The sequence below is a fragment of the Kitasatospora sp. NPDC036755 genome (genome assembly GCF_040636595.1).
Classification (GTDB): domain Bacteria; phylum Actinomycetota; class Actinomycetes; order Streptomycetales; family Streptomycetaceae; genus Kitasatospora.
On sequence record NZ_JBEZUT010000266.1, the window covers coordinates 1 to 12,456 of the forward strand.

Annotated in this window: 8 protein-coding genes and 2 pseudogenes; 6 read left to right on the forward strand and 4 right to left on the reverse strand. The window is 73.5% G+C overall.

Going from position 1 to position 12,456, the window contains the following annotated elements; genetic code table 11:
- The 4 genes and pseudogenes from AB0E96_RS30520 to AB0E96_RS30535 form a co-directional block, all read left to right on the forward strand.
- A pseudogene (locus AB0E96_RS30520) lies at positions 1-606 on the forward strand (hypothetical protein); the annotation flags it as partial.
- Between the two features lie 151 nt (positions 607-757).
- Positions 758-2,197: a hypothetical protein gene (locus AB0E96_RS30525; RefSeq protein WP_359829011.1), complete on the forward strand. Its 1,440-nt coding sequence runs from the start codon at positions 758-760 to the stop codon at positions 2,195-2,197.
- Between the two features lie 151 nt (positions 2,198-2,348).
- The gene (locus AB0E96_RS30530) at positions 2,349-3,734 is read left to right on the forward strand and encodes a hypothetical protein (RefSeq protein WP_359829012.1); all 1,386 of its coding nucleotides are present in this window, start codon (positions 2,349-2,351) and stop codon (positions 3,732-3,734) included.
- Between the two features lie 153 nt (positions 3,735-3,887).
- Positions 3,888-5,441 carry a hypothetical protein gene (locus tag AB0E96_RS30535; protein ID WP_359829013.1) on the forward strand — a complete coding sequence of 518 codons (1,554 nt, stop codon included), beginning with the start codon at positions 3,888-3,890 and terminating at the stop codon, positions 5,439-5,441.
- A gap of 197 nt (positions 5,442-5,638) precedes the next feature.
- Here the strand turns inward: AB0E96_RS30535 and AB0E96_RS30540 are convergent, their stop codons facing one another.
- Together AB0E96_RS30540 and tdh are read right to left on the reverse strand one after the other, a co-directional pair.
- A complete protein-coding gene (locus AB0E96_RS30540) occupies positions 5,639-6,832 on the reverse strand; it encodes a glycine C-acetyltransferase (RefSeq protein ID WP_359829014.1) in 1,194 nt (397 codons plus the stop codon).
- A 30-nt stretch (positions 6,833-6,862) separates the two neighbouring features.
- Positions 6,863-7,891, reverse strand: coding sequence for an L-threonine 3-dehydrogenase (tdh, locus tag AB0E96_RS30545; RefSeq protein WP_359829015.1), 1,029 nt, complete (start codon positions 7,889-7,891; stop codon positions 6,863-6,865).
- A 540-nt stretch (positions 7,892-8,431) separates the two neighbouring features.
- On the opposite strand from tdh, the gene AB0E96_RS30550 reads away from it, so the two are divergent.
- Positions 8,432-9,931 (forward strand): serine hydrolase domain-containing protein, encoded by a 1,500-nt coding sequence (locus tag AB0E96_RS30550; protein ID WP_359829016.1) that lies wholly within the window; start codon positions 8,432-8,434, stop codon positions 9,929-9,931.
- 64 nt (positions 9,932-9,995) lie between these two features.
- Here the strand turns inward: AB0E96_RS30550 and AB0E96_RS30555 are convergent, their stop codons facing one another.
- Positions 9,996-11,057 carry an ATP-dependent DNA ligase gene (locus AB0E96_RS30555; RefSeq protein WP_359829017.1) on the reverse strand — a complete coding sequence of 354 codons (1,062 nt, stop codon included), beginning with the start codon at positions 11,055-11,057 and terminating at the stop codon, positions 9,996-9,998.
- 66 nt (positions 11,058-11,123) lie between these two features.
- Between AB0E96_RS30555 and ligD the strand changes: the two genes are divergently transcribed.
- Positions 11,124-12,131 carry a non-homologous end-joining DNA ligase gene (ligD, locus tag AB0E96_RS30560; protein ID WP_359829018.1) on the forward strand — a complete coding sequence of 336 codons (1,008 nt, stop codon included), beginning with the start codon at positions 11,124-11,126 and terminating at the stop codon, positions 12,129-12,131.
- A gap of 53 nt (positions 12,132-12,184) precedes the next feature.
- Here the strand turns inward: ligD and AB0E96_RS30565 are convergent.
- Positions 12,185-12,456 (reverse strand): annotated as a pseudogene (locus AB0E96_RS30565) (8-amino-7-oxononanoate synthase); the annotation flags it as partial.

Below are 12,456 nucleotides of genomic sequence, written 5' to 3' on the forward strand. Positions count from 1 at the left end.
GCCGGGGCCGCGCGGGCCCCGCGCACCGCCGGCGCCCGCGCCGAGCTGGCCGGGATCCGCGCCTACCCGTACTACGTCTGGGAGGCCCGCACCGGGAAGATCACCGGCGTCAGCCGGGACGCGGCCGGCGAGCTCGTCGGCGCCGGCAACGACGGGCGGGTCAGCCCCTCCGGCCGCTACGCGGTCTACACCGTCTTCGAGGAGGGCGGCCGGCCCGGCTCGCACGGCCGCCACCAGGACGTCTACGTCCGCGAACTGGCCACCGGCGCGACCACCAAGGTCGACAAACCGCTGTCCGGCAGCACCCTCGAGTCGTCGTACGACCCCGTGATGCCGCTGAGCGACCGCTGGGTGTACTTCACCTCCGAGGTCACCGACCTCGTCCCCGGTGACACCAACGGCCAGGCCGACGTCTTCCGCACCGACCCCCGCACCGGGCTCACCGAGCGGGTCTCCCTCACCCAGGACGGCTCGCAGAGCACCACCTCCGCGTTCTTCCCCCAGGTCGACGACGAGGACACGACCCTGCTGTTCAGCGCCGAGGACGGCAACCTGGCGCCCGTCGTCGACAGCGCCACCACGGACGTCTTCCGGCGCCGGCTGTGAGCGCCTGACTCCCCTGCGGAATACGCCTGTTGACGTATTTCCCGACGGGATCACCCGAGCCCGTTGACCACCGGCCCTCCCGGCGGTTGGCTCTGCGAGAGCCCGCCGCCGGGAGGGAGCCCGGCCGGGCGATCACAGGGGAGGACCAGCCATGACCGCACGCACCCGCAGATGGGCGGCCCGCACCGCCGCCGTCCTGGCGGCCGCCGCCGTGGCCGGCACCGCGATGCCCGCCGCCGAGGCCAAGCCGCCCAAGGGCGACACCGCCCGGATCAGCGAGGGCCCCAAGGGCGAGCAGCTCAACGCCTACTCGACCCCGCTCGGGCTGAGCGAGGACGGCCGCTCCGCGCTCTTCACCTCCGCCGCCACCGACCTGCCGCCCGTGGCCGGCACCCCGAACTCCGACGAGGTGTACGTCCGGAACCTGCGCAACGGGCACATCGAGCGGGTCAGCGTCGCCGACGACGGCTCCCCGCTGAACGCCCCCACCACCATGGCCTCGATCAGCGGCGACGGCCGCTACGTGGCCTTCAGCACCACCGCCACCAACGTGGTGCCCGACCAACCCTCCCACCCCAGCGACGTCTTCGTCCGCGACCGCTGGACCGGGCACACCGAACTGGTCACCGCCCCCGCCTTGCCGGGCAACGGCGACCAGAGCCCGTTCGGGGCCATCAGCCCCAGCATCAGCCGGGACGGCCGCTACGTCGCCTACGTCTCCAACCGCGGCGACCTCGCCCCGGGCACCGTACGGCGCGGCAAGAACAACGTCTACGTCACCGACCGCTGGACCCACACCAGCCGGCTGGTCACCGTCGGCACGGACGGCGAGGGCGCGAACAACAACTCCTTCGCCCCGACGATCAGCGCGGACGGCTCCACCGTCGGCTTCACCTCCCGGGCCGGCAACCTGCTGCCGGAGGCCCCGGCCGACCCCGCCACCGCCGACCCCGCCGCCACCGACCCCGCTGGCACCGACCCCGCCGGCGCGGACCCCTCGGAGGCCGGCCCCGGGCCGTCCCTGGCGGGCCCCCACTACTACCCGTTCTACGTCTGGAAGGCGGACACCGGAAAGATCATCGGCGGCAGCCTGGACGGCGCCGGCGAGCTGACCGGCGTCTCGTACGACGCCAAGGTCAGCCCGGACGGCCGCTACGCGATCTACAGCCTCCCGGTGTTCGTCGGCGGCTCCCCCGGCCCGGCCCACGGCATCCGGCTGGACGTGTACGTCCGGGAGCTGGCCACCGGCAAGGTCACCAAGGTCAACACCGACCTGCCGGGCACCGGCACCCAGTGGTCCTCCTCCGGCGGCGTGATGACGGCCGACAGCCGCTGGGTCTACTTCGACTCCAGCGCCGCCACCCTCGTCCCCGGCGACACCAACGGCGTGAGCGACGTGTTCCGACGGGACCTGTGGACCGGCCGGATCGAGCGGGTCAGTCTCACCCGGGACGGCGCGCAGAGCACGTCCTCGTCCTACAGCCCGTTCGTGGACGCCACCGGCGGCACGGTGCTCTTCAACGCCGACGACGGCGACCTCGTCCCGGGCGACACCAACGAGGTGCTCGACGTCTTCGTGCGCCACCTGTGACGCCCTGACTCCCTTGCCGCATACGACCGGTGGCGTATTTCCGAACGGAATCGCCACCGGTCGTTGACCGACCACCCGTACGACGCTTGGCTCTCCCCGACCGGGCCGCGGGGGCCGTGGGCCCGGGACCGCCACCAGGGGAGGACCGACCATGACGCACGCACCCGCCCGCCGACGGCTCGCCCGTGCCGCCGCACTGCTGGCGGCCACCGCCGTGGCCGCCGGCGCCGCGATGCCCGCCGCCGAGGCCAAACCGCCCAAGGGCGACACCGCCCGGATCAGCGAGGGCCCCAAGGGCGAGCAGCTCAAGGGGAGTTCGTCGGCCCTCGGGCTGAGCGAGGACGGCCGCTCCGCGCTCTTCACCTCCGCCGCCACCGACCTGCTGCCCGTGGCCGGCACCCCGAACTCCGACGAGGTGTACGTCCGGAACCTGCGCAACGGGCACATCGAGCGGGTCAGCGTCGCCGACGACGGCTCCCCGCTGAACGCCCCCACCACCACGGCCTCGATCAGCGGCGACGGCCGCTACGTGGCCTTCAGCACCACCGCCACCAACGTGGTGCCCGACCAACCCTCCCACCCCAGCGACGTCTTCGTCCGCGACCGCTGGACCGGGCACACCGAACTGGTCACCGCGGGGCCCGGTGGCGGCGGGTACTCCGACAGCCCGTCCATCAGCCGGGACGGCCGCTACGTCGCCTACCTGTCCAACCGCGCCGATCTCGCCCCGGGCTCGAACCCGCGCTACTTCAACGTCCTGGTCACCGACCGCCGTACCGGCACCACCCGGGTGGTCACCACCGGCGTGGACGGCGAGGCCGCGAACAACACCTCGTACGGGGTGACGATCAGCGCCGACGGCTCCACCGTCGGCTTCACCTCCCGGGCGAGCAACCTGCTGCCGGAGGCCCCGGCCGCCGCTGCCACCCCCACCGCCACCACCCCCACCGCTGCCGAGGACGGAGCACCCGGGCTGGCCCCGGCCCGCTTCTACCCGTACTTCGTCTGGAAGGCCGACACCGGCAAGGTCTCCGGCGCCAGCCTGGACGAGGAGGGCACCCTGCGCGGCGTCGCCGTCGGCGCCCGGCTCGGCCCCGACGGCAGGCACGCCCTGTTCGCCCTGCCGTTCCGCATCGGAGGGCCCGGCTCGAACCGGTTCCGGATGGACCTGTACGTCCGGGACCTGGACACCGGCGGTCTGACCCGGGCCAACGCCGGTCTGCCCGGCACCACGACCGAGGCCGGGGCCGGCGCCCCCGCCATGACCGCCGACGGCCGCTGGGTCTACTTCGACTCCAGCGCGGACAACCTCGTCCCCGACGACACCAACGGCGTCAGCGACGTGTTCCGACGGGACCTGTGGACCGGCCGGATCGAACGCGTCAGCCTCACCCGGGACGGCGCGCAGGGCACCGCCGACTCGCTGGGCGCGTCCGTGGACGCCACCGGCGGCACGGTGCTCTTCAGCTCCGCCGACGGCAACCTGGTGCCGGGCGACACCAACGCCGCCACGGACGTCTTCGTGCGGCACCTGTGATGGCCTGATTCCCTTTCCCCATACGTCCGTTGACGTATTTTCCGCCGACATCACCCACGGACGTTGACCCCTCGGCCCTCCCGACGATTGGCTCTGCGAAAGCCCGTCGCCGGGAGGGAGCCCGGCCGGGCGACCATTGGGGAGGAACACCTCATGACACGTACCACCCGCAACCGGTGGCTGTCGGGCGCCGGCAGCGTCCTGGCCGCCGCCGCCGTCCTGGCCGTCACCGCCGCGCCCGCCCAGGCCGCCCCGCGGCCGCGGGGCACCGTCCAGGTCAGCGCCGGGGTGAACGGCACCGCGCCGGACTTCCCGTCCGCCGCCCAGGGCCTCAGCGCCGACGGCCGCTACGCCCTGTTCACGTCCCGGGCCACGAACCTGCTGCCCCAGCCCCCGGTGGGCTGGAGCAACGCCTATGTGAAGGACCTGCGCACCGGCCGAGTCGAACAGGTCAACCTGTCCGACTCGGGCGCGGCGCCGAGCGGCTCGACCGACCAGGCCGGGATCAGCGCCGACGGCCGCTACGTCGTCTTCGAGAGCGACGGCGAGAACGTGGCGCCCGGCGCGCAGGTCAAGGACCGCACCGAGGTGTACATCAGGGACCGCAGGACCGGCCGCACCGAGCTGGTCAGCAGCAGCCCCACCGACACCGACAAGGACCAGTACCACTCCTCGTACAACGCGCAGGTCAGCGGGAACGGCCGGTACGTGGTCTACGTGTCCTCGCGGAACGACCTGGATCCGACCGTCGTGCCGCCGGAGCCGGAGCCCGGCACGGAGCCCGGCACGGAGCCCACCGCCGAACCCTCGCTCGCCAGGCCCTACACCTGGAAGATCAACGTCTACCTCACCGACCGCTGGACCCACACCACCCGGCTGGTCTCCCGCGACTACAACGGCCGGGCGGGCGAGAGCACGTCCTTCCGCCCGACGATCAGCACGGACGGCCGGACCATCGGCTTCGGATCGATCTCTGCGCTGCTGCCGTCCGAGGAGACGCCCGACCCGGCCGCGTCCCTCACCGCCGGCGACGTCGACCTGCCCCCCGGCGCCGAGGCGGCCCCGCCCGCCGCGCCGTCGGTGCTCCTGGCCCGCCCGACCACCGCCACCTACTACACCTACGACGTCGCCTCCCGGACGATCTCGCCCGCGAGCTACGACACCGCGGGCAAGCTCACCAGTGCGGCCTTCGACGCCACCATCAGCCCCGACGGCCGGTACGCGGTCTACGGCCTGCCCGAGCTCGGCGGCTCGACCAACGGTCACCGCTACCACACCGTGCTGCACGTCCGGGACCTGCGGACGGGCACCGTGACGCGGATCAGCGGCGGCCTGCCCGGCACCAGTTCGGTCGGCTCCTCCGGCCACCCCAGCGTCACCGCCGACCACCGCTGGGTCTACTTCTCCTCCGCCGCCGACAACCTGGTGGCGGGCCCGCAGCACCCGGGCTGGGACGTCTACCGCCAGGACCTGCGCACCGGCCGCACCGAGCGGGTCTCCACCGCGCCCGACGGCTCGTTCGGCAACGGCTCGTCGAACGACCCGTACGTGTCGGCCAACGGCAGGACCGTGCTGTTCGACTCGACCAGCGGCAACCTGGTGGCCGGCACCGACGGCCCGGCGGTCGAGGGCTCCCAGGTCTTCGCCAAGCCCACCCGGCTCCACGCGGGCGACGACGACCAGGGCGAGGACGACGACCAGCAGTAGCCCGATCACACCCCGGGAACCACGACGGGGGCGGGACGTCGGCCGGGCCGGCGTCCCGCCCCCGTGCGGGAGGGTGGGGCAGGTGGTGTGCGGGCCGTGCGGCGGAGGCGAATCGAATCGCCCCCGCCGCACGGCGGTCGTGAGCCCGTGGGCCGGTCCGGTTCCGAGCGGTCCGGCCCACGGGCAGCTCTTCGGGGCTACTCGCCCAGTGCGGCGCGGGCGTCGACGAAGGCGGCGACGGCGCGCTCGACGTCCTCGGTGGAGTGCGCCGCGGACAGCTGCACCCGGATCCGGGCCTGGCCGTGCGGCACCACCGGGTAGGAGAAGCCGATGACGTACACGCCGCGCTCCAGCAGCAGTTCGGCGAGCCGGCCGGCCTTGGCCGCGTCGCCGATCATCACCGGGGCGATCGGGTGGTCGCCGGGCAGGATCTCGAACCCGGCCTCGGTCATCCTCGTGCGGAACAGCGCGGTGTTGGCCGCCAGCCGCTCGCGCAGCTCGTTGGACTTCTCGACCAGGTCGAGCACCTTGAGCGAGGCGGCCGCGATCACCGGGGCCAGCGAGTTGGAGAACAGGTACGGGCGGGAGCGCTGGCGCAGCAGGGCGACGATCTCGCGGCGGGCGGCGACGTAGCCGCCGGAGGCGCCGCCGAGGGCCTTGCCGAGGGTGCCGGTGATGATGTCCACACGGTCCATCACGCCGTGCAGCTCGGGGGTGCCGCGGCCGCCCGCGCCGACGAAGCCGACGGCGTGCGAGTCGTCCACCATGACCATGGCGTCGTAGCGGTCGGCCAGGTCGCAGATCTCGCGCAGCGGGGCGACGTAGCCGTCCATCGAGAACACGCCGTCGGTGACGATCAGTCGGCGGCGGGCGTCCTGGGTGTCCTGGAGCTGCTTCTCCAGGTCGGCCAGGTCGCGGTTGGCATAGCGGTGGCGGCGGGCCTTGCTGAGCCGGATGCCGTCGATGATGCTGGCGTGGTTCAGCGCGTCGGAGATGACGGCGTCGCGGTCGTCCAGCAGGGTCTCGAAGACGCCGCCGTTGGCGTCGAAGCAGGAGGAGTAGAGGATCGTGTCCTCCTGGCCGAGGAAGGCCGAGAGGCGGTCCTCCAGCTCCTTGTGGACGTCCTGGGTGCCGCAGATGAAGCGGACCGAGGCCATCCCGTAGCCCCAGCGGTCCAGGGCGTCCTTGGCCGCGGCGAGCACCTCGGGGTGGTCGGCCAGGCCGAGGTAGTTGTTGGCGCAGAAGTTCAGCACCTCGCCCGGGCGGCCGCCGGCGGTCACGGTGACCGCGGCGCTCTGCGGGGAGCCGATCACCCGCTCGGGCTTGAACAGGCCGGCCTCGCGGATCTCGTCGAGGGTCGTGGCGATGTCGGCGCGCACGTTGTCGAACACAGCAGGCTCCTTTTGCGTCGGCGGGGTGGCTCAGGCGGTCCAGTCGAGGATGATCTTGCCGCAGTTGCCGCCCGCGGCGTCGTCGAAGGCGGCCTCGAAGTCGGTGGCGGCGTAGCGGCCGGTGATCACCGGGCTGAGGTCCAGGCCGCCCTCCAGCAGCACGGACATCGCGTACCAGGTCTCGAACATCTCGCGGCCGTAGATGCCCTTGATGGTGATCATCGACGTGACGATCGAGGCCCAGTCCACCGGGAACTGCTCGGCGGGCAGGCCGAGCATGGCGATCTTCCCGCCGTGGGTCATGTTGGCGATCATCGACTGCATCGCCTCGGGGCGGCCGGACATCTCCAGGCCGACGTCGAAGCCCTCGCGCAGGCCGAGCTTCCGCTGGCCCTCCTCGATGGTGTGCTGGGAGACGTCGAGCGCCAGCGTCACGCCGACCTCGCGGGCCAGGTCCAGGCGGTACGGCGAGACGTCGGTGATCATCACGTTGCGGGCGCCGGCGTGCTTGGCGACGGCGGCGGCCATGATGCCGATCGGGCCGGCGCCGGTGACCAGCACGTCCTCGCCGACCAGCGGGAAGGACAGCGCGGTGTGCACGGCGTTGCCGAACGGGTCGAAGATCGCGGCCACGTCCAGGTCGACCGGCACCCGGTGCACCCAGACGTTGGAGGCGGGCAGGGCCACGTACTCGGCGAAGGCGCCGTCGCGGTTGACGCCCAGGCCGACGGTGTTGCGGCACAGGTGGCGGCGGCCGGCCAGGCAGTTGCGGCACTTGCCGCAGACCAGGTGGCCCTCGCCGCTGACCAGGTCGCCGATCGCGATGTCCGCGACCCCGGCGCCGATCTCGGCGACCTCGCCGACGAACTCGTGGCCCAGCACCAGCGGGGTCCTGATGGTCTGCTGGGCCCAGCCGTCCCACTTGCGGATGTGCAGGTCGGTGCCGCAGATGCCGGTCCGCAGCACCTTGATCAGCACCTCGCCGGGGCCGATCTCGGGCATGGGGACGTCCATCAGCCAGAGCCCGGGCTCGGCCTGCTGCTTGACGAGTGCCTTCACGGCGGCTCCTGACGTGCGGGTGGGGCGGCCTGCGGGTCGCGGGGGCAGGCCGGAGGAGCCCGGTTCGGCCGCTCCTGACGGGCACGCTCCGGGCAGGCAGAAATCTGCCTGGTCGGAGGGGGTGCGGTCCATCGAGGAATTCTTAAGGGCGGCCACAGCTGGGCTGAACGATCGTGCCCGAGCGGCGGCCGACGGCGGGTGCGGCATGCCGGTGCTCACCCGTCCGGCCGAGCGCGGGGGCGGTCCGCGCGACACCGGAGGGGGGCCGGACAGGGCAGGCCGGGGCCCTGCCGGGGTGCCCGGCGGCGGGCCCGACCGGGGGTGCCCGGCGGCGGTCCGCCAGCCGGGCGGGGCACTCGGCTGACCGTGCTCCCGTTCGGTCCAGCCGGGCACCGACCCGCGCGCGGCCGCACCACCCGGGTGCTTACGGTGGCGGCGCTCCCCCCGCGGCCCCGTGGAGCAGCGCTCCGGCCAGGCCGAGCCGCGCTCCGGGGCCCTCCGCCAAGGGGCCGTCCGCCCCAGAGAGGCCCGACTGCGCCGATGACCGACACCCGGCGGCCCCGACCGGCCGTCCCCCGCTCCGTACCGGCGGCCCGCCCTCCGCGCCCGGCCGTCCCCCGGTCCGTACGGGTGGCCTCCGCCGCCCTCGCGCTGAGCGGCCTGCTCGCCGTCTCCGCCTGTTCCGGGGGCTCCGAGCCCGTGAAGAAGGCCGATCCGGCGGTCACCGCCGAGCCGGCCGCGCTCAGCCCCTCCCCGACCGGCAGCCCCACCGGCGGGGTCGTGGCGCTCACCCCGGACGTCACGAGCCGGCTGGACACCGCGATCAAGCAGGTGATGAGCCAGGTCTCCATCCCCGGGGTGATCGTCGGCTACACCACCCCCGACGGCAGCTACCAGCGCGCCTTCGGAGTCGCCGACAAGGACACCGGGACGGCGATGTCCCCGGACCTGTACATGCGGATCGGCAGCGTGACCAAGACCTTCACGGCCACCGGCATCCTGCGGCTCGTGGACCAGGGCAAGCTGAGCCTGGACGACCCCGTCTCCAAGTACGTGCCGAACGTGCCCGGCGGCGACGGGATCACCCTGCGCCAGCTCGGCGACATGCGCAGCGGCCTGTTCAACTACACCCTGGACTCCGGCTTCCAGCAGGCGTTCTTCAACGACCCGACCCGGCCGTTCCCCCCGTCCGAACTGCTCGGGTACGCGTTCAAGCACCCGGCGAACTTCGCGCCGGACGCCAAGTTCGAGTACTCCAACACCAACCTGATCCTGCTCGGGCTGGTGGTCGAGAAGGTCGGCGGGCAGCCTCTCAACGACTTCCTGAAGGCCCAGGTCTTCGACCCGGCCGGGCTCACCAGGACGAGCCTGCCGACCGACGCGGCCTTCCCGGACCCGCACGCCCACGGCTACACCAACCAGACGGCCAGCGGCGCGGTCGAGGACGCCACCGACTGGAACCCGTCCTGGGGCTGGGCGGCGGGCGCCGTCATCTCCACCCTCGCCGACCTCCAGACCTGGTCGAAGGAGCTGGCCACCGGCGAACCGCTGCTCAAGCCCGCCACCCAGGCGGAGCGGCTGAAGTTCAAGTCCACCGGGGACACCCCCGACCTCGGCTACGGCTTCGGGGTGTTCACCACCCACGGGTGGATCGGTCACAACGGCTCGCTGCCCGGGTACGAGAGCGTGGTGATCTACCTGCCGCAGGCCAAGGCCAGCCTGGTCATCCTGCTCAACACCGACATCACGCACGACCAGTCGGAGCCCTCGACGTTCCTGGCGCGGGCGATCACCCAGATCGTCTCGCCGAACAACGTCTACACCCTGCCCACTCCGCCCGCCGCGGGCTCGTCGACGGCCTCCCCGTCCCCGACCGCCTCCCCGACGGGCTCACCGACCGCTTCTCCGACGGGCTCGCCCACGGCCTCCCCGTCACCGTCCCCGTCCCCGACGGTCTCGCCCACCGCCTCGCCGTCGCCCGGGGTCTCGCCCACGGAGACCGGGGCCACCTCGCCCGCACCCACGCTGCACGTCTCCTGAACCACCATGCGGGGCTGCCCGACCCTGCCGGGTCGGGCAGCCCCGCACTTTTCCTGACGAGGCGTCAGCTCCCCAGCACCCGGCCGAGGTCGTAGGAGACCGGCTCCTCCAGCTGCGCGTAGGTGCAGCTCTCCGGGGTGCGGTCCGGCCGCCAGCGCCGGAACTGCGCGGTGTGCCGGAACCGGGTGCCCTCCATGTGGTCGTACGCGACCTCGACCACCCGCTCGGGGCGCAGCGCGATCCAGGAGAGGTCCTTGCCGCCGGTCCAGCGGCTGACCGCCCCCGGCAGCCGGCCCTCGGCGTGCGCGGCCTCGTCCGCCCAGCCGCCCCAGGGATGCCGGGAGAGGTCCGTCACCCGCAACGGGGCCAGTTCCTCGACGAGTTCGCGGCGCCGGGCCATCGGGAAGGCCGCGCAGACCCCGACGTGCTGGAGCCTGCCGTCGTCGTCGAAGATGCCGAGCAGCAGCGAACCGACCACCGGGCCGCTCTTGTGCTCGCGGTAGCCGGCCACCACGCAGTCGGCGGTGCGCTCGTGCTTGATCTTGTACATGGTCCGCTCGCCCGGCCGGTACGGCTGGTCCAGCGGCTTGGCGACCACCCCGTCCAGGCCGGCGCCCTCGAACTCGGCGAACCAGGTCCGGGCGAGGTCGAGGTCGGTGGTGGCGGGGGCGGTGAACACCGGGTCGGCGGCGTCGGCGAGCGCGGCCTCCAGGGCCGGGCGGCGCACCGACAGCGGCTCGTCCAGCAGGCTCTCCTCCCCGAGGGCGAGGAGGTCGAAGGCCACGAAGGAGGCCGGGGTGCGCTCGGCGAGCAGCTTCACCCGGCTCGCGGCGGGGTGGATGCGCTCCAGCAGCTCCTCGAAGCGCAGCCGTCCGTCCCGGGCGATCACCACCTCGCCGTCCAGCACGCAGCGCGGCGGCAGCTCCCGCCGGAAGGCCTCCACCAGCTCGGGGAAGTACCTGGTCAGCGGCTTGCCGGTGCGGCTGCCGAGCTCCACCTCGTCGCCGTCGCGGAACACGATCGAGCGGAAGCCGTCCCACTTGGCCTCGTACTGCGCCCCGGGCGGGATCCTGGCCACGGACTTGGCGAGCATCGGCGCCACCGGTGGCATCACGGGCAGGTCCATGCGTCCGATCCTCACCCGGTTCGCCCCGGGGCGCGCGCCGGGCGCGCGGCGCTTAGCGTGAGGGGCATGGGCTCAGCCGTGGAACTGGATGTCGCCGGGCGCACCGTCCGGCTGTCGAACCCGGACAAGGTGTACTACCCCGAGCGCGGCTTCACCAAGCTGGACGTCGCTCAGTACTACCTGGCCGTCGCCGACGGGGTGCTGCGCGGACTGCGCGACCGGCCGACCACCCTGCAGCGCTTCCCGGACGGGGTGGAGGGCGAGTTCTTCTACCAGAAGCGCGCGCCCAAGGGCCTGCCGGAGTGGCTGCCCACCGCCCGGATCGAGTTCCCCAGCGGCCGCTCCGCCGACGAGATCTGCCCCACCGAGCCCGCCGCCGTGCTCTGGGCGGCCAACCTGGGCTGCCTCACCTTCCACCCCTGGCCGGTGCGGCGCTCCGACACCGACCACGTGGACGAACTGCGCATCGACCTCGACCCGCAGCCCGGCACCGACTTCCACGACGCCGTCCGCGCCGCCCACGAGCTGCGCGCCCTGCTGGAGGAGTACGGGCTGCGCGGCTGGCCCAAGTCCTCCGGCGGGCGCGGACTGCACGTCTACGTGCCGCTGGCGCCCGAGTGGACCTTCACCGACGGGCGGCACGCGGTGATCGCGCTCGGCCGGGTGCTGGAGCAGCGGATGCCCGGGAAGGTCACCACCGCCTGGTGGAAGGAGGAGCGCGGCGAGCGGATCTTCGTCGACTACAACCAGATGGCACGCGACCGCACCATCGCCTCCGCCTACTCGCTGCGCGCCCGCCCGCGCGCCACCGCCTCCGCCCCCCTGCGCTGGGAGGAGCTGGACGACGCCGCGCCCGAGGACTTCGACCTGCGCACTCTGCCCGCCCGGTTCGCCGAACTCGGCGACCTGAACGCCGGGATGGACGGCCAGGCGTTCCGCCTGGAGGCCCTGCTGGAGCTGTACGACAAGCAGCTCCACGACGAGGGCCTCGGCGAACTCCCGTACCCGCCCGACCATCCCAAGGCGAAGGGCGAGCCGCCCAGGGTCCAGCCGAGCCGGGCGAAGAAGAAGTAGGGCCCCCGACAGGGGCCCTCCCCGTCAGGGCCCCTCCTCCCCGGCGCCGGGCCTCAGCGGTGCGCGCCCGCCGGGGCGAGTTCGGCGACGATCCGCACGGCCTCGGCGATCTGCCCGTCCGTCAGATCGCCCCGGGCCGTCAGCCGCAGGCGGGAGATGCCGTCCGGGACGGACGGCGGGCGGAAGCAGCCGACGGCGAGGCCGGCCCGGCGGCAGTCGGCGGCCCACGCGACGGCGGCCTCCGGGCCCGGGGCGCGCACGGAGACCACGGCGGCCTCGGGCTCGCAGCTGTGCAGGCCGGCCGCGGTGAGCTGCCGGGCCAGGG